The 16880-nt window shown below is 67.5% G+C and carries 17 protein-coding genes; 9 read left to right on the forward strand and 8 right to left on the reverse strand.

The window, feature by feature from the left end:
- Positions 1–12 precede the first annotated feature (12 nt).
- Genes CJZ82_RS05270 through CJZ82_RS05280 form a run of 3 tightly spaced genes read left to right on the forward strand, consistent with a single transcriptional unit; the run spans position 13 to position 3196 of the window.
- Positions 13–795, forward strand: coding sequence for a VWA domain-containing protein (locus CJZ82_RS05270; protein WP_094554743.1), 783 nt, complete (start codon positions 13–15; stop codon positions 793–795).
- On the forward strand, positions 792–2141 hold the full coding sequence (locus CJZ82_RS05275; protein WP_158218489.1) for a protein phosphatase 2C domain-containing protein: 1350 nt from the start codon (positions 792–794) through the stop codon (positions 2139–2141). Before CJZ82_RS05270 ends, CJZ82_RS05275 begins: the two co-directional genes overlap by 4 nt.
- Positions 2138–3196 carry a hypothetical protein gene (locus tag CJZ82_RS05280; protein ID WP_094554745.1) on the forward strand — a complete coding sequence of 353 codons (1059 nt, stop codon included), beginning with the start codon at positions 2138–2140 and terminating at the stop codon, positions 3194–3196. Before CJZ82_RS05275 ends, CJZ82_RS05280 begins: the two co-directional genes overlap by 4 nt.
- 111 nt (positions 3197–3307) lie before the next feature.
- On the opposite strand, the gene CJZ82_RS05285 is transcribed toward CJZ82_RS05280, so the two are convergent.
- A complete protein-coding gene (locus CJZ82_RS05285; RefSeq protein ID WP_198949668.1) occupies positions 3308–3802 on the reverse strand; it encodes a 30S ribosomal protein PSRP-3 in 495 nt (164 codons plus the stop codon).
- Here CJZ82_RS05285 and CJZ82_RS05290 point away from each other — a divergent pair.
- Positions 3786–4661 carry a TIGR01548 family HAD-type hydrolase gene (locus CJZ82_RS05290; RefSeq protein ID WP_094554747.1) on the forward strand — a complete coding sequence of 292 codons (876 nt, stop codon included), beginning with the start codon at positions 3786–3788 and terminating at the stop codon, positions 4659–4661. The two genes, CJZ82_RS05285 and CJZ82_RS05290, sit on opposite strands and share 17 nt — an antisense overlap.
- On the opposite strand, the gene CJZ82_RS05295 is transcribed toward CJZ82_RS05290, so the two are convergent.
- Entirely contained in the window at positions 4633–5952 is a 1320-nt protein-coding gene (locus tag CJZ82_RS05295) for an aminopeptidase P N-terminal domain-containing protein (RefSeq protein WP_094554748.1), read from the reverse strand. The genes CJZ82_RS05290 and CJZ82_RS05295 overlap by 29 nt on opposite strands.
- Positions 5953–6036: 84 nt before the next feature.
- Here CJZ82_RS05295 and CJZ82_RS05300 point away from each other — a divergent pair, with 84 nt between their 5' ends.
- From CJZ82_RS05300 to ald, 5 genes are all read left to right on the forward strand, one after another.
- On the forward strand, positions 6037–7050 hold the full coding sequence (locus CJZ82_RS05300; RefSeq protein ID WP_094554749.1) for a CNNM domain-containing protein: 1014 nt from the start codon (positions 6037–6039) through the stop codon (positions 7048–7050).
- The gene (locus CJZ82_RS05305; protein ID WP_233130063.1) at positions 7047–8375 is read left to right on the forward strand and encodes a DUF697 domain-containing protein; all 1329 of its coding nucleotides are present in this window, start codon (positions 7047–7049) and stop codon (positions 8373–8375) included. The genes CJZ82_RS05300 and CJZ82_RS05305 overlap by 4 nt, the downstream gene beginning before the upstream one ends.
- A complete protein-coding gene (locus CJZ82_RS05310) occupies positions 8372–8986 on the forward strand; it encodes a nicotinate-nucleotide adenylyltransferase (protein ID WP_094554751.1) in 615 nt (204 codons plus the stop codon). Before CJZ82_RS05305 ends, CJZ82_RS05310 begins: the two co-directional genes overlap by 4 nt.
- Complete coding sequence (locus CJZ82_RS05315; protein WP_094554752.1) at positions 8986–10710, forward strand: NAD+ synthase; 1725 nt, start codon at positions 8986–8988, stop codon at positions 10708–10710. The genes CJZ82_RS05310 and CJZ82_RS05315 overlap by 1 nt, the downstream gene beginning before the upstream one ends.
- Positions 10711–10803: 93 nt before the next feature.
- Positions 10804–11943, forward strand: coding sequence for an alanine dehydrogenase (ald, locus tag CJZ82_RS05320; RefSeq protein ID WP_094554753.1), 1140 nt, complete (start codon positions 10804–10806; stop codon positions 11941–11943).
- Here ald and CJZ82_RS05325 read toward each other — a convergent pair.
- The 6 genes from CJZ82_RS05325 to atpA form a co-directional block, all read right to left on the reverse strand.
- Entirely contained in the window at positions 11855–13009 is a 1155-nt protein-coding gene (locus CJZ82_RS05325) for a DUF3326 domain-containing protein (RefSeq protein ID WP_094554754.1), read from the reverse strand. The two genes, ald and CJZ82_RS05325, sit on opposite strands and share 89 nt — an antisense overlap.
- Positions 13006–13197, reverse strand: a complete 192-nt coding sequence (locus CJZ82_RS05330) for a hypothetical protein (RefSeq protein ID WP_094554755.1) — start codon at positions 13195–13197, stop codon at positions 13006–13008. Before CJZ82_RS05330 ends, CJZ82_RS05325 begins: the two co-directional genes overlap by 4 nt.
- An 11-nt stretch (positions 13198–13208) precedes the next feature.
- Positions 13209–13532: a 2Fe-2S iron-sulfur cluster-binding protein gene (locus CJZ82_RS05335; RefSeq protein WP_094554830.1), complete on the reverse strand. Its 324-nt coding sequence runs from the start codon at positions 13530–13532 to the stop codon at positions 13209–13211.
- A gap of 74 nt (positions 13533–13606) precedes the next feature.
- The gene (locus CJZ82_RS05340; RefSeq protein ID WP_094554756.1) at positions 13607–14374 is read right to left on the reverse strand and encodes a TIGR02466 family protein; all 768 of its coding nucleotides are present in this window, start codon (positions 14372–14374) and stop codon (positions 13607–13609) included.
- Positions 14352–15305 (reverse strand): F0F1 ATP synthase subunit gamma, encoded by a 954-nt coding sequence (locus CJZ82_RS05345; RefSeq protein ID WP_094554757.1) that lies wholly within the window; start codon positions 15303–15305, stop codon positions 14352–14354. Before CJZ82_RS05345 ends, CJZ82_RS05340 begins: the two co-directional genes overlap by 23 nt.
- A gap of 12 nt (positions 15306–15317) precedes the next feature.
- Positions 15318–16835, reverse strand: coding sequence for a F0F1 ATP synthase subunit alpha (gene atpA, locus CJZ82_RS05350; protein WP_094554758.1), 1518 nt, complete (start codon positions 16833–16835; stop codon positions 15318–15320).
- Between the last annotated feature and the right edge of the window lie 45 nt (positions 16836–16880).

Genomic DNA, 16880 nt, shown 5'->3' on the forward strand with positions numbered 1-16880 from the left:
AGCCCAGATCCGATGCCCTTTCCCAACGTCAGGCTCGCCAACCGGCCGCTGCATTTCATCTACATCTGCGACTGCTCCGGCTCAATGGCGGCCCAGGGCAAGATCCAGGCCCTCAATCAGGCGATTCGTCAGTCGTTGCCGGGAATGGCCGAGGTGGCTCGCCAGAACCCGGAGGCGCGGGTGCTGGTACGGGCCGTGAGCTTTGCCGACCGGGCCGTCTGGCACCTGGAGCAGCCCACGGAGGTCCAGCAGCTGCAGTGGCTGGATCTGCAGGCCGGAGGCATCACGGCCATGGGCGAAGCGCTGGAGCTGGTGGCAGCAGTGCTTCAGTCGCCGCCGATGGAGGAGAGGGCCCTGCCGCCGGTGCTCGTGCTGATCTCCGATGGCCAGCCCACCGACGACTTCGACGCCGGCCTCGCCAGGCTGATGCGTGAGCCCTGGGCCCAGAAGGCGGTGCGCCTGGCGATCGCCATGGGCCATGACGCCGACACGGAGGTGTTGCAGCAGTTCATCGGCAGCGATCCCAGCGGTGGCTTGCCCGCTGGTGAAATCCCTGGCGCCAGCGGGCACACGCCCCTGCACCGCTCGGGCCGCTCGCCCCGCCGGCCCCTGCAGGCCAGCAGCGCCACCTCCCTGGCCCAGTACATCCAGTGGGCTTCCACCGCCGTGGTGGGCGCCGCCTCGATGCCCGCCAGCCGCATGGCTGGCCCTGGGCCCCAGGCCAACATCCCTCTGCCGGATCTGCCCCCCACCCTGATGGATCCCACCGACGACGTCGGTCCCCTGGTGTGGTGAGCGGCTGGAGGCCAGCGCTCCAGGCCAGGCGCATCGGCGCGGCCCACCAGCGCAAGGGCCGCCCCTGCCAGGACGCGGTGGCCGTCTCCCGATACCGCAGCCGGGATGGCCAGCCCGTGCAGGTGATGGCGGTGGCCGATGGCCACGGCGGTGAGCACTACCTCCTCAGCGACGTCGGCAGTGCCCTGGCCTGTGAGCTGGCGCTGCAGGTGGTGAGGGAGCACCTGGGCCTCTGGGACCTTCAGGGCGCACAGGCGCCGGAGCTCGACACGTGGGTCCACTGGCTGGCGTCCGAGCTGCCCCAACGGATCCACAGCCGCTGGCTGGCTCTGGTGCGGGAGCACTGGCAGCAGCACACGGCCCTTTCTTCAGCGCCGGATCAGGCTCCCTGTTCTGAAGCCACCACGCCCGAGGCCGAGGTGCCACGGCTCTACGGCACCACCCTGGGGCTGGTGGTGATGGCCCCGCGTTGGTGGGGTTACACCGGTGTGGGCGACTGGGACCTGGTGCAGGTGGGCGCCGATGGGCAGGCCGCACTGCTCAGCGAGGAATTGGCGGGGGATGGCGGCGGCGAGGCCACGGGCAGCCTCTGCCTGGAGCAGGCCGCGGGGCTGTTCCGCAGCGGACTGGAGCCGATCGAGCACCCAGAAGCCACCTTCGGTCTGCTGCTGAGCACCGATGGCATCCGCAAATCGTGCGCCACCGATGCAGATTTCCTGTTGCTCGCCGCTCACCTGATCGCCACCCCTGCCGCCGGAGCCAGCGAGGTGCTGGCCGCGAACCTGGATCAGATCACCAGCGAAGGCAGCGGCGACGACGTGTCAGTCGCGATGGCCCAGCACGGCAGCCTCTTCACCCCCAGCCTCTTCAGGCCCAGCCAGGTGAGCATCAGCGAGGAGACCCCGCCTGGCGAGCGGCCCATTCAGGCCAGGACCATTCGCGCCCAGAAACCCTTGCTGCTCGGGGCTTTGCTGGTGGCCACCGCCGGCCTCGGGGCAGGCTGGTACTGGCTGCAGCAATCGGGCATGGCCCCTGGCCCCCCAGGAGCCGTTCGGCGCCAGATCAACCAGCTCTGCCATGGCCCCGCCAACGCCATCGCCGGCACCCTCAGCAACCGGCGCAGCCAGTTCACGGATCTGCGCCAAGGGCGCCTCACAGCCCCGCCCTTGCAGGACGCAGCCGATCTGGATCCTCTCGGGGCCCTGATCGCCAGCAGCTTCGATCCCGCCTCAGGTGGGATGGTGCAGGGGGAGGCCCTCACGGCCCTCGGTCTCTGCCCACTCCTGGATGCTGCCCTGCAGCGTCAATGGCAACCCCCGACCATCCCTGATCTCCCCGAACGATGAACGACCACCAGCTCGGAGCCGCCCTCAGGCAGCAGGTGCTCAGCGACCTCCAGCGCGGCCGCGGCGCAGAGGGCCGTCGTTTACAGGCTCTGGCCGGTGACCTCTGCGGCGAGGAGCAGATCAAGCTGCTGCCGGCCCTGCGCCATCTGATGCTCTCAGCTGCCTTCGCCAGTGCGGCCAGCCAGAGCCCGCCCCTCTCCGATACGCGGCTGCTGCCCAGGCTGATGCAGGAACTGGAGGAGGTGTTCAACCCCGCCATCTGCCAGCGCATGGAGCGGGTGGTGGGTGGACTGCTCGGCCAGCCGCCCAAGGACGTTTCAAGCTCATCGTCAACGTCAACCTCAATCTCAGCCCCTAGCTCAGCCCTAGCTGCAGCGGCAGCCATGCCCAACGCGGCTGCACGGATCAAGGCAGCGCGCAGATCTGCAGTGCCAGCTCCTATGACTCCCCTCCAGCCTCCTGCCACTCCACCCCTGCAGGCTCCGGCCAGGCGAGGCGGGGGCAGCAACGCCCTGCTCGGTCTTCTCGCCTTCCTCACCGGCGGCCTGGCGGTAGCCCTTGTGGGCGCCGTGGTGCTGCTACAGAAGTCCCCGCCCAGCACCGTGGAAAGCCCCTCCACCCCCAGGCCCAGATCGGAATCACCAGCGACCGCTGAGAAACCAGCCATACCACCCCAGGAACCGAGCCTGCCTGAGCCGGAGCCAATCACAGCGCCACAGCCGCCGCCGGCCGACACCGACCAGGCGATCGCCAGCGTTCAGGGCCTCTATGCCGCTCTCAGCAGCAAGACCTACGACCAGGCCCGCCGCTTCTTCGGGGGAGCTGCGGCCGATCAGTTCGATCCCGCCTTCTTCGACCAGTTCAAGCAGGTGAGCGTGTCCGATCTGCAAGAAACCAGCCAGGACGGCTCAACCGTTACCCTCCGGGGACTGGTGACTTTCGTCTACCCCGATGGCAGCGTCCAGACAGAGAGCCGCCGTTTCAGCGTCGACACCGCCACCACTCCCGCCCTGATCACCGCCAGCGACTTCGGGGGAGTGGTCAAGCCCCGCTAGTTGTGGTTCCAGAGCAGATTGTCGATGCCGGCAGCTGGGACGTCAGGCACAAAAAAACGCCCCATGCGGGGCGCCCTGCTGTTGGAACACTCAGCCCATCGATGACACCGATCAGGCGGTGCCGCAGAAGGTGACATCGGGAAACTTGACCTTTGCTTCCTCGAGGGCTTTGCCCTTGCCCTCTTCCTGCCAGTAATTGATCACCTCGGTGGCCTTGTTGAGGATCTCAACCCGCTCGTTGTCGGTGATCCACGACTTGGCTTCGAGCTCGCCCTTGAGCGTTTCCCAGGCATCTTCCCGCGGCCAGAAGAAGTAGGCCGTCAGAGGGCTGGGTCCGCCTCCCACAATCTGATCAACGGCCAGCGCGACGTTGTCGGGCAACCAGAGGATCTTGAGCAGGAAGCGGCCCTCATCGGCCTTGGGGGTGCGACCGGAAGGAACTCCATCCTCATCGACCGTGGCCGTTGCCAGGGCGGCGCTGGCTCCGCGCAGGGGAGGGCGCCCCTGGGTGGGAGCCATTTCAGCGGAGCTCACCGCCACGGCCGCCTCGGCGGGGATTCCTGCGGTGGCATCGCTCTCGGTGGCCGTCATGGTTTCGGCGCTCAAGGCAAAAAGGCAAACAACTAACGTACCAGTCCCTGAACCAGCCTCTCTGCAGCCCCGCGCCGTTCTTCTTTTCGACATCGACGGGGTGATCCGAGATGTCAGTGGCAGTTACCGGCGGGCCATCGCCGAAACCGTGCATCACTACAACGGCTGGCGGCCTGAACCGGGCCAGATCGACGCCCTCAAGGCCGAAGGCCACTGGAACAACGACTGGCAGGCCTCGCTGGAGTTGCTGAGACGCCGGGGGCTCCAGCCCCTGCCAACCCTCGACGCAGTGGTGGAGGTGTTCAGCCGACTTTATTTCGGTGGCGATCCTGATGGTGATCCAGCCGGCTGGAGGGGCTTCATCAAAAGCGAACCGCTTCTGGTGGAGCGTGACTTTTTCCGGGTGCTGGAGCAGGCCGGCATCTCCTGGGGCTTCGTCAGTGGCGCCGAGCCGCCCTCCTGCCGCTATGTGCTTCAACAGCGCCTCGGCCTGGTGAATCCGCCCCTGATCGCCATGGGCGAGGCACCCGAGAAGCCCGATCCCACCGGCTTTCTGCACCTGGCCCTGAAGCTCGGCACCACCGCCTCAGGGCACTCACTGCCGGTGGCCTACCTGGGCGACACCGTGGCGGACGTTCGCACGGTGATGGCCGCCCGGCGCCAGCGACCGGACCTGACCCTGCTGAGCCTGGCGGTGGCCCCGCCACATTTACAGACACCGGAGCTGGCCACTGCCCGACATGACTACGAGCAGGGGCTGCTCTGCGCTGGGGCCGATCGACTCATTCCCAGCACCGCCAGCCTGGAGCCAGACCAGCTCCTGGGTTGGCTGGGGGCCAGGCCCCTCAACGCTCCATCGCCGCCGGCGCCTTGAGGGCGGCAGCGGTGAGCACCTCATGGCCCACCTCGGTCACGGCCACATCGTCTTCGATGCGGATGCCGATCCCCTTCCAGCGCTCTTCGATCTGAGGCTGACCCTCCGGCACTGCCAGGCGGTCGCTCACGTACAGGCCGGGCTCCACCGTGAGGACCATGCCCGGCTCGAGCGGCTGGGGATGTTCACCGAGGCGATAGGCGCCGACGTCGTGGACATCGAGGCCCAGCCAGTGGCCGGTCCGGTGCATGTACAGATGACGGTAAGAGCCCTGCTCAATCAGTTCGTCGATCGACCCGCTGAGCAGCCCGAGCTCCCGTAAGCCCTCCACCAGCACCCGCAGGGCCGCTCCGTGGACCTGCTCGGCGTCGGCGCCTGGAGCCACGGTGGCGATCGCCGCCAGCTGGGCCTCAAGCACCAGCTCGTAAAGGGCACGCTGTTCGCCACTGAAGCGGCCACTTACCGGGAAGGTGCGGGTGATGTCGCCGTTGTAGTAGTCCGACACGCTGCAACCGGCGTCGATCAGCAGCAGGTCCCCATCCCGCAGCAGGGCATCGTTGCGGGTGTAGTGCAGCACGCAGGCGTTATCGCCGCCAGCCACGATCGAGCCATAGGCTGGACCGCGAGCGCCCTGCTCGAGGAAATGCTGCTCGATCACCGCCTGGATCTGGCGCTCGCTCAGCCCCGGACGGGCCACCTCCCGGGCGCGTTCATGGGCTTCGGCGGAGATCCGCGCGGCCTCCCGCAGCCGATCGAGTTCGGCCGGGCTCTTGCGCAGGCGCATGTCCTGCAGGATCGGGCAAGGGGCCACCAGTCCCAGGGCCGCCCGTCCCGTGCGCGGCGCACGATCGAGTTGCTGGCCCCAGGCCTGGAGCACCAGGTGCTCCACGGTTGCGTCGCGGCCCACGCGGAAGGCGATCCCTTCGGCGCCCTGGAGGTAGTCGGAGAGGCGGGAAGCCAGCTCGGCGCGGGGGTGGGCCAGATCGGCACCGAAGTGCTCCACCGCCCCCTCGCAGCCCCAGCGGAAGCCATTCCACACTTCGGCGGAGGGATCCCTGGGCTCTACGAACAGCACGAAGGGGTTGTCGCTCTGGTGGGGCAGGAAGAGGGCGACGGCCCCCGGCTCATCGAAGCCGGTGAGGTACCAGAAGTCGCTCTGCTGGCGGAATGGGTACTCCACATCAGCGTGGTGACGCACCAGCGCTGCCGCCGGAATCACGGCCGCCGCACCCCCTAGAGCCTCCAGGAAACGCACACGACGCTGGTGGAACTCGGTCTGGGGGATCACCATGGGGACAATGCCTCTAGCGAGAAGATGGCATACCCCATTGAATGAACGTGCTCCCATGCCGCGATCGGCCGCGACGACACCCCGATGAATGAGCTCCTGGGTCTGGCGGCCTTGGTGGTGGTCATCCTGATCGGCTCGGCCCTCTGCTCCGGAGTGGAGGCGGCCCTGCTCACGGTCAACCCCCTGCGCGTGCACGAACTGGCCAGTCGGCCAAGGCGAGTGAGGGGGGCCAGGGCACTGCTGGCCCTGAAGAACCGCATGGGTCGCGCACTTGCCGTGCTGGTGATCCTCAACAACGGCTTCAACATCTTCGGCAGCCTCATGCTGGGCAGCTACGCCGGCTGGGTGTTCTCCAAGCTCGGCGTCGACCGGGTGGCCCTACCCCTCTTCTCGGTGGGGCTGACGGTGCTGGTGATCATGCTCGGGGAGATCCTTCCCAAGGCCGTGGGCAGCCGCCTGGCGCTGCCGGTGTCCCTGGCCAGCGCCGCGGCGGTGACCCTGCTGCTGCGGCTGATGTTGCCGCTGGTGATCCTGCTGGAGAGGATCATGCCGGCGATCACCGCCGAGAGCGAACTCACCACCGACGAAGAGGAGATCCGGCTGCTCGCCCGCCTCGGGTCACAGAAGGGCCAGATCGAGGCCGACGAGGCGGCGATGATCGCCAAGGTGTTTCAGCTCAATGACCTCACCGCCAGGGATCTGATGGTGCCGCGGGTGGCTGCACCGACGGTGTCGGGCCATGCCCCCCTGGAGAGCGTGCGCGATCTGCTGCTCACCAACAGCGCTGGCTGGTGGGTGGTGCTCGGTGAGGAGGTGGATGAGGTGCTGGGGGTGGCCAGCCGCGAGAGCCTGCTGGTGGCCCTGGTGGAGGGCCGCGGCCTAGACAGCGCCCTCAGCCTCACCGAACCGGTGGAGTTCGTCCCCGAAATGATCCGCGCCGATCGGCTGCTGACAGCCTTCCGCCGCAGCAGCCATTCGGTGCGGGTGGTGGTGGATGAATTCGGGGGGTTCGTCGGCGTGATCGGTGCCGACGCCGTGCTGGCGGTGCTGGCGGGCTGGTGGCGGCGTCCCCAACCCGTCGGGGAGGCTCAGGGATGACCGCAACGGCCATGGCTCCGCCGCCGATCCTCGAGCGCTGTGAGCAGCTGCTGCTGCGCTGGCGCGGCCAACTATCTCTGAGCGCCCGGGAGCGCACCAGCCTCGGGCCGGAACTGGCCGCCCTTGATCGCCAGCTGGAGCGGCTACGGCGCCGGGAGGCGCATGTGGCCGTTCTCGGCCGGGTGGGAGTGGGCAAATCGAGCCTGCTCAATGCCCTGCTGGGGGAGCCCCGCTTCGCCACCGACCTGGCCCATGGCTCCACGAGAGCGCAGCAGCGGCAACTCTGGTCCGGGGCCATGGACGGGCCGCTGCAGGTGCAGCTGGTCGATACGCCCGGCATCGATGAGGTGGCCGCCGCAGCCCGGCACCGCCTGGCCGCCCGGGTGGCCCTGGGGGCTGATCTGGTGCTGGTGGTGCTCGACGGCGACCTCAGCCGGGTGGAAGCCGACGCGGTGCAGCTGCTGCTGAGCTCAGGCAAACCCCTGCTGCTGGTGGTGAACCGCATCGACGGCTGGCCCGAGGGGGAGCGAAAAGCCCTGCTGGCCAGCATCCGCAGCCGGCTTCCCGCTGCCGCCCGTGAGCTGGAGCTGGTCACCGTTGCCGCGGCGCCCCGGGGCGGTGTGCTGCTCCCCGATGGCCGGGTGCGCAGCGAGCAGCTGCCGCCGCAGGTGGAGCCCCTGCGCATGAGGCTCACAGGGCTGCTCAAGGCCCATGGGGAGCTGCTGCTGGCACTCAATGCCCTGGCGGCCGGAGATCGCTTCAACCAGCGTCTCTCGCACTGGCGACTGCAGCAGCACCGCCGCCAGGCCCAGACGTTGATCGGACGTTTCGCAGCCCTCAAGGCCACGGGTGTGGCCGCCAACCCGCTGATTCTTCTGGATCTGGCCGGTGGGCTTGCCCTGGACACGGCCTTGGTGCTGCAGCTCTGCGAGCTCTACGGGCTGCCGCTGAGTGGTCCCCAGGCCAGGGCACTCCTGGGCCGTCTCTCCAGCCACAGCGCCTTGCTGGGGGGCGCCCAGCTGGCCCTGCAACTGCTGCTTGGAGCCGTGCGCCAACTGCTGCTGCTGGCAGCACCGGCCACCGCCGGGCTGTCCCTGGCTCCGGCGGCACCGGTGGCCCTGGCCCAGGCGGCCCTGGCGATCCAGACCACACGCCAGACGGGGAAGCTGGCTGCCGCAGCCCTGCTGAAAGGGGCCCAGCGCGGTCGGGCCCGCCCCGGGGCGCTGCTGCGCCGCCTGGGACGCCATGACCCCCAGGCGCGTCTATGGCTGCAGCAGTGGCAGCTGGAGGGCCGAGAGGCCGTGAATGCCAGCCTGCTGCCGTGAGTGAATCAGCCGGCCAGCCGGCCTTGGTGGCCCTGTTCGGAACCAGCGCCGATCCACCGACTCTCGGACACCGCACGCTGCTGGCGGGGCTCATCCGGCACTACCCCCTGGTGAGGACCTGGGCCAGCGACAACCCCTTCAAGACCCATGGGGCACCCCTGGCCGTGCGAGCGGCCCTGCTGGAGGCGGTGGTGGAGAGCCTGGAGAGTCCCAGGCTGCAGCTCGACCAGAGCCTGAGCAGCCCCAGGGCCCTGGACACCCTGAAGCGGGCGGCGCAACAGTGGCCTGATGCGGAGCTGGTGTTCGTGGTGGGCAGCGACCTGCTTCCCCAGATCCAGCGCTGGTACGGGGCGGATGAGATCCTGCGCCGCTGTCGTCTGGCGGTGGTGCCGAGGCTGGGCTGGCCGCTCGACTCCCTGCAGATCGAGCAGCTGAACCACCGGGGTGGACGGGTGGAAGTGCTGCCCCTGGAGATTCCGGCCACAGCCAGCTCCGCGATCCGTCGCCACCCCGACCCGCAACTGGTGCCGCCAGAACTCTGGCCGGTGTTGCTGGAGCAGAATCTCTATGGTCTGCGCACCTGCCAGGCCAGCCGTCCTCCCCTGCGCTGATGCGTCTTGCCCTGGCTCAGATCAATCCCCTCGTGGGGGATCTGCGCGGCAATTCCGCCCAGCTGCTGAAACACAGCCAGCGAGCCGCGGCTGCGGGCGCCGATCTCGTTATCACCCCCGAGCTCTCGCTCTGGGGTTACCCCCCGCGAGACCTGCTTTTGCGCCCCTCCCTGCTGCAGGAGCAAGGGCGGGTGCTCGAGACCCTCGCTGCCGAGCTACCGCCGGAGCTCGGCCTGCTGCTGGGGCTGGTGGATCCGATTGCCGGTCGCGAGCTGCCGGGGTTGTACAACTCCGTTGCGCTGGTGCAACGGGGCAGCTGGCGGATGGTGGCGCGCAAGCGGCTGCTGCCCAGCTACGACGTCTTCGATGAAAGGCGCTACTTCCAGCCCGGTGATCAGGCCTGCCTGCTGGAGTGGCCTGGGGCAGGGCGGGTCTGGCGCCTGGGGCTCACCATCTGCGAAGACCTCTGGGTGGAGGAGCGGGTGCAGGGCCACCGGCTGGCAGGCGCCGACCCGATCGCGGAGCTGGCGTCCCAGCGTCCCGATCTGCTGCTGAACCTCTCCGCCTCCCCCTTCGCCCAGGGCAAACCTGAACTGCGTCTGAAGCTGGCGGCAGCGGCAGCAGCCCGGCTGGGCTGTCCGGTGGTGTACGTGAACCAGGTGGGGGGCAACGACGAACTGGTCTTCGACGGAGGCAGCTTCGTGATCGATCCCCAGGCCCGGGTGCTGCGCCAGCTGCCCTGCGCCCAGGTGGCCCTCGACCTCTGGGAGCCCGCACCCCGGGAAACAGCCCCAGCGCCCCCAGCCTTCACCGCTCCGCCGCCTCAGCCACTGCCGGCGCCCATGGAGCAGCTGTTCCGGGTGCTTGTGCTGGGGGTGCACGACTATGCCCGCAAATGCGGCTTCCAGCAGGTGGTGCTGGGGTTGAGCGGCGGCATCGACTCCGCCCTCGTGGCCGTGATCGCCGCGGCGGCTCTCGGGCCCGGGCAGGTGCTGGCCCTGCTGATGCCCTCCCCGTACAGCTCGGCTGGGTCGCGCCTCGATGCGATCGCGCTCGCCGACCGGCTGGGACTACCCCATCAGACCGTGGCGATCGAGGCCTTGATGGGGGCCTTCGACCACAGCCTGGAGTCCGTGCTGGGCAGTGCTCCCCAGGGGCTGACCGCCGAGAACCTGCAGTCACGCATCCGCGGCACGCTGCTGATGGCAGTGGCCAACCAACAGGGCCGCTTGCTGCTCTCCACCGGCAACAAGTCGGAGCTGGCGGTGGGCTACTGCACCCTGTACGGGGACATGAACGGCGGGCTCTCAGTGATCGGCGATCTCTACAAGACCACCGTGTTCCGGCTCTGCCACTGGCTCGACAGCGAGGCCGCCGCCGATTGCCGACAGGCCCTTGGCCTCCCCGGCAGCGGCGAACTGATCGGGGCCGCCATTCGCACCAAGCCCCCCAGCGCGGAGCTGAGGCCCGACCAGCTCGACACCGATTCCCTGCCCGACTACGACCAGCTCGATCCCCTGCTCAGGGCCTACATCGAGGAGCTGCGCTCACCGGAGGAGCTGATCGGCGAAGGGCACGTCGATGGGGAGCTGGCACGTCGGGTGTACCGGTTGCTGCGCACGGCCGAATTCAAACGCCGCCAAGCGGCTCCTCTGCTGAAGGTAAGTGGCCGGGCCTTCGGCGGGGGCTGGCGCATGCCCATCGCCGCCGGACCGCTCACCTGAGGGACGCTCATCGAAGCGGTCCGTGCCCAATCCATGGCGAAAGCTGGCGATCGGGCTGCCAGCCCGCCAACCTGGTAGGAGCTTCTCAGTGGCATGGCCAGCATGGGCCCAGCGGCACCGATCGCGAGCATCGGTGTTCCCCGGGAGATCAAACGGGATGAACAGCGGGTGGCCCTCAGCCCCGACGGGGTGAGGGAACTGGTCTCTCAGGGTCTTGAGGTGCGCGTCGAGGCCGGAGCAGGCCAGGGGGCCGGCATGGAGGACGCCAGCTACGCAGAAGCTGGAGCGCGCCTGGTGGACCGCGAGGAGGCCTGGGGCGCCCATCTGGTGGTGAAGGTGAAGGAACCCCAGCCGGAGGAATTCCCCTTCCTGCGAGGTGATCAGGTGCTGTTCACCTACCTACACCTGGCGGCCTATCCCGAGGTGGGACGAGCCCTGCTGGAAGCAGGCACCACAGGCGTGGCCTACGAAACCGTCCAGCTCGACAACGGCAACCTGCCGCTGCTGGCGCCGATGAGCGAAATCGCCGGACGGCTGGCCGCCCAGGTGGGGGCCCATCTGCTCGAGAAACCCCACGGCGGCAGAGGTGTGCTGATGGGCGGCTGCGCTGGGGTGCGGCCAGCGAGGGTGATCGTGCTCGGGGCCGGCACCGTCGGCTGGCATGCCGCTCGGGTCGCCGCGGCCATGGATGCGGAGGTGTTCCTGCTGGATCACACTCCCCAGCGCCTGCGCATGCTGGAACCCCAGCGGATCGGGCGGATGGTGAGCCTGGTGAGCAGCAACAGCCTGATCGAGCGGCTGGTGCCCAGTGCCGATCTGGTGGTGGGCGCAGTGCTCACCCCCGGCAGCCGGGCCCCCACCCTGGTGGATGAGGGGGTGGTGAAGCGGATGAAGCCCGGCTCGGTGATCGTCGATGTGGCGATCGATCAGGGGGGCTGCATCGCCACCAGCCGCGAGACGACCCATACCGATCCCGTGGTGACCATCCACGGCGTGCAGCACTACGCCGTGGGCAACATGCCCGGCGCTGTGCCCTTCACTTCCACGGAAGCCCTGGTCAGTGTCACCCTTCCCTACATCATGGGCATCGCGGGGAGGGGACTGGTGGAAGCGGTCACCGAGCGGCCCGAGTTGCTCTCAGGCCTCAACACGGTGGATGGGGCGGTCTGCCATCCCGGAGTGGCCAAGGCCCTGGGAATGCCGACCCGCCATCCGATGGCCTGTCTGCGCTGAGCAGATCGAGAGGCGGCAGGGGACGCCGCAGCGCCTCTGGCTGCAGGCCCTCCCGCAGGGCCAGCACCAGCCCGGCGGCCTCCGCGTAGCTGGCTGCGGCGATCGTCCGCAGACCAAGGTGCTCGGCGCTCACGTTTAGAAGTGAAGGGTTGCCCTCGACGGCGATCAGGGGGATGCCCCGCTCCGCGCAAGCCAGGACAGCCTCACCGCCCAGGGCACCGGCGGGGGCCACCACAGCGCCGATCCTGCTGGGATGAATCAGGTCTCCGCCAAAGAACTCAAGCCCAGGTGATGGCGCGGGCCGCAGGGGGATCAGGTTGGGGGCCCGGCTCAGGCCCACCAGCACACAGGGCAGAAAGGTGTGACCCAGCTCTTCAGCAGCGGCCAGTGGATCCAGGCGCGGATCCAGGGACAGGGGGGCCAGGGCCGGGGCATGGGCGCAGGGAATGCCCAGCTGGCGGCTGAGCAGATGGCTGATCACGGCTTCAGCGCCAGCGAGGGCATCCACGCCGCTGCCCTGCCGGTAGGAGGCCAGTGCCTCACTGCTGGGTTCATCGGGAAAGCGGGCCACCACGGCGATGGCGGTGGCACCGGCCTGGAGCAGGCGTTCCCCCGCCCGGATCAGAGCATCCGGCCGGCCGATCAGCCCGCTGCTCGCCCCGCTGGGGCCAAGCGAGAGGCTCACCTCCAGGGGAGCGTCGGTGCTGAGCACAGGGCCGATCGAGAGACCCAGGCTGGCGCGGCAGGCCTCGGCCACCTGCAGGTGACGCAGGCGCAGCTCCTCCTCGATGCCGGCATCAAGCAGCAGCCCAACCCGCTGGGACGCCACCGGCGCCAGGGCCAGATCACCGGCCGCAAAGCGGTTCAGCGCCCAGCCCTCCACGTAGTGAATGCGCGGGTCGCTCCAGTAGAGAGCCGCCGCATTGAGGGCATTGGGATGGGTGATCAGGCAGCCAGAAGCGGCCGCCAACAGCCGGGCTGCGGGCAGGCCATCTCCGGCGTAGCCACCGATGGCACAGCCGATGCCGGTAGGGATCACCAGCAAGGTGGGCAGAGGCCGGCTCAAGGGATCAGAAGCAGGACCGCTTCGATCCGCAACCGCCGCTGCGGCCTGGAGCCTTCCGCAGCCGGCAGGACAGCGGTGATGGCCCAGCGCAAGGGCTCTCCTCGCTCAGCCAGGGCATCCCGCACCTGGGGAAGCAGCGGACCTGGGGCCGCATCCAACCAGAAGTCCACTGTCTCGAGCCGGGGCACTGGAAGGGGAGTCAGCGCTGGTACTGGCCGAACTGGACCTCGTAGAGCGCATCCTCCTGGCCCGCCACGAGGTTCAGGTCACTGCGGGGGTAAGACACACAGAGCAGGGCAAAGCCCTCGGCCTGCAAATCGGCCTTGACACCCATTGCATCGGGCTGGTGCACCTCCCCTTGGCGTAAGCGAGCCGCACAGGTGGTGCAGACCCCGGAGCAGCAAGAGCTGGGCAAGGGAACGCCGGCTGCCTCCGCCGCCGCGAGAACGGTCTGATCGGCCCGGCAGGAAAAAGTGTGAGTGACGCCGTTGAGCTCGGCGATCACGGTGAAGCTGTCACTCATGGCGTGGTGGAAACGCGGCAGGGGCCTGTCGCGGCGCATAGTCGGGTTCAGGAGGCGACCGCCGATCAAGCGGATCACCCCTCCATCTTCCAGGACGGCGTGGCCCCATCGAGTGGCAGCTCCAGCCACTGGCCTGGATGGGGCGCCAGATATTCCGGCGGCTGGGGCTCGCCGGGGCTGCAGGCTGGAGCTGTCAGGCAGAGGTCAAAACTGATCGAGAGACGCAGGTCCTCCTCTTCCTCGCTTGGCAACACGGCGTGGTCGGTGCTGGACGGAAAGAGAACCAGCAGACCCGCCTGCGGGGCGAGATCGTGCCAGCCGGCATTGAGGGGATGGCCCAAAGCGATCGGGCCGTCGTGGCCGACAGCCAGGCCGGGCACCATTTCATTGCTGCGGCGTCCATCGAACAGGCGCAGGCAACCGCTGCGGCCGCTGCCATCGCCATTGATGTAATACACAGCGCTGAGATGGGCATTTGGATGGTGGTGCCGACCCACCACCTGGCCAGGCTCCGCAACCACAGGCCAACAGCGCTGCAGATGCAGCCTGATGCGCGCAAGATCGAAGCCAAGGACCCGCAGGTAGTGCTGGGCTTCTCGGCACACCTGCTCCAAAAGCCAGGCGAACTCCGGACGCTGATGCAGCTGCCAGACGCCATGAAAGTCCCCGGTCCAGGCGCAACCTGGATCGGGGTTGGCATCCTGCTCGCCGCGCAGGGCAAGCACCTGTTGAAGCATCAGGGCCGAATCGAGCGGATCCGGCTGCAGTTGAACCCGGCTGATCGCCAGGGGGAACAGGCTGAGGATCGCTCGATCCGGTTCAGGCCATGGCTGTTGCACCACCCACCACTTCCAGGATCTCCTGGGTGATGGCCGCCTGGCGGGCCTTGTTGTAGTCGAGCGTGAGGCTCTTGGCTAGAGCTTTGGCGTTGTCGCTGGCGTTGTTCATGGCCGTCATTCGGCTGGCCAGCTCACTGGCAGAAGACTCCTGCAGGGAACGCAGCAGTTGGTTCTCCAGATAGAGGGGCAGCAGGGCGTTGAGCAACTGATCAGGACTCTGCTCAAAAACAAAGTCAGATTCCAGGGCCGGCTCCTGGTTGGGTGCTGTACCGCGCTCCACCGCCAGACGACCCTCGCGGGTGGTCAGGCGGAAAATCTCGTCATCCGGGCTGGCGATGCCCTGGGGATCGAGGGGCAACAGGGTCTGGGAAACAGGAGCACTGCTGACCAGGTTGATGAACTTGGTGTACACCATCTCGACACGGTCCGTTGAGCCGGAGAGGAACTCGGCCAGCACCTGATCAGCGATACCGCGGGCCTCATCGGCATTCGGCACCTGGTCGAGCCCAGTGAACGTGGCCGTGATCGGATACGAGCGATTCTGGAAGTAGGTGGTGGCCTTACGGCCGATCAGGACCAGCGTAATCTCATAGCCCTGTCCTTTCAACTCAGCGAAACGCTGTTCCGTGCGCTTGATGATGTTGGCGTTGTAGCCACCACAAAGGCCCCGATCGGCGCTGACCGCCAACAGGGTGATGTGGCGAAGGGGGCGCTCCTGCTCTAGGAGGGGCGTGTTGACAACGTCTTCAAAGCGAAGGCGTGATTGCAGGTTCTCGAGCACCCTCGCCAGTCGGTCTGCGAAGGGCCTGGCACGCAGAACCTGTTCCTGGGCGCGGCGCACTTTTGCAGCCGCCACGAGGCGCATCGCCTCGGTGATCTTGCGGGTGTTCTTTACCGAACTGATCCGATCTCGGATTTCCTTGAGGTTGGCCATGGTGGGGGGACCTCAGGCGGAAGCCAGAAGGGTGGACTTGACGTCGTTGATGGCATCCTTGAGCATCGCTTCAGCTTCGTCTCCCAGCTGCTTCTCGCTCTGAACCTTGGCGATGAACTCAGGCTTGTTGGTCTTGAGGTAATCGCGCAGCTCGCGGCAGAACTGCACAACCTGATCAACGGGCACTTCGTCAATCAGGCCCTTGACGCCGGCGTAGACCACGGCAACCTGCTCAGCCAGGATCAGCGGGCTGTACTGGGGCTGCTTGAGCAGCTCACGCAGGCGCTTGCCCCGGCCAAGTTGAGCCTGGGTGGCGGCATCAAGGTCGGAGGCGAACTGTGAGAAGGCGGCCAGTTCATCAAACTGGGCCAATTCCAATTTGAGGGTGCCGGCGATCTTCTTGATCGCTTTGGTCTGGGCGGCGCCACCCACCCGGCTCACGGAGATCCCCACGTTGATGGCGGGCCGCAAACCGGAGTTGAACAGATCGGAACTGAGGAACACCTGCCCATCAGTGATCGAGATCACGTTGGTGGGGATGTAGGCCGACACATCTCCAGCCTGGGTTTCGATGATCGGCAAGGCAGTCATGCTGCCCTTGCCCATGGCATCAGAGAGCTTGGCTGCACGCTCGAGCAGACGGCTGTGGCAGTAAAAGACGTCGCCGGGGTAGGCCTCACGGCCGGGCGGACGGCGCAACAGCAGGGACATCTGGCGGTAGGCCTGAGCCTGTTTGGTCAGGTCGTCGTACACCACCAGGGTGGCCTTGCCTTCATACATGAAGGACTCGGCGATGGCAGCACCCGTGTAGGGAGCGAGGTACTGAAGAGCCGCAGGCTCAGAGGCACTGGCGGCAACGATCACGGTGTAATCGAGGGCGCCGCGCTCGCGCAGCACATCCACCACGTTGGCCACTGAAGCCGACTTCTGGCCAATGGCCACATAGACGCAGACAACGCCCTCACCCTTCTGGTTGAGGATGGTGTCGATAGCGATGGCGGTCTTGCCAGTCTGCCGGTCGCCGATGATCAGCTCACGCTGGCCGCGACCAATGGGGATCATGGCGTCGATGGCCGTGATGCCGGTCTGCATCGGCTCATGCACCGACTTGCGCTGGATGATGCCAGGAGCCATCGACTCGATCAGACGGGTCGAGGTGGTGGCGATCTCACCCTTGCCGTCGATCGGCACACCAAGGGGGTTGATCACCCGGCCGAGCATCGCCTCACCCACAGGCACCTCGGCGATACGGCCGGTGGCCTTGACGGTGCTGCCTTCCTGGATGCCCACACCCTCCGCCAGAAGCACCGCACCGACGTTGTCGTCTTCGAGGTTCAGAGCGATGCCCTCGCTGCCATCGTCGAACTGGACCAGCTCGCCGGACATGACCTGCTGAAGGCCGTAGATCCGGGCGATGCCATCACCCACCGAAAGCACGGTTCCGACGTTGCTGACCGAAACGGACTTGTCATATTCCTCGATCTGCTGCTTGAGAATGGCGCTGATCTCGTCGGGGCGGATGGAAACCATGGATGGAGATCCCCGGGCGGGGAGACGATGGAAGGGAGTTGAAGG

It is taken from the genome of Synechococcus sp. 1G10 (assembly GCF_002252625.1).
Classification (GTDB): Bacteria; Cyanobacteriota; Cyanobacteriia; order PCC-6307; family Cyanobiaceae; genus Regnicoccus_A.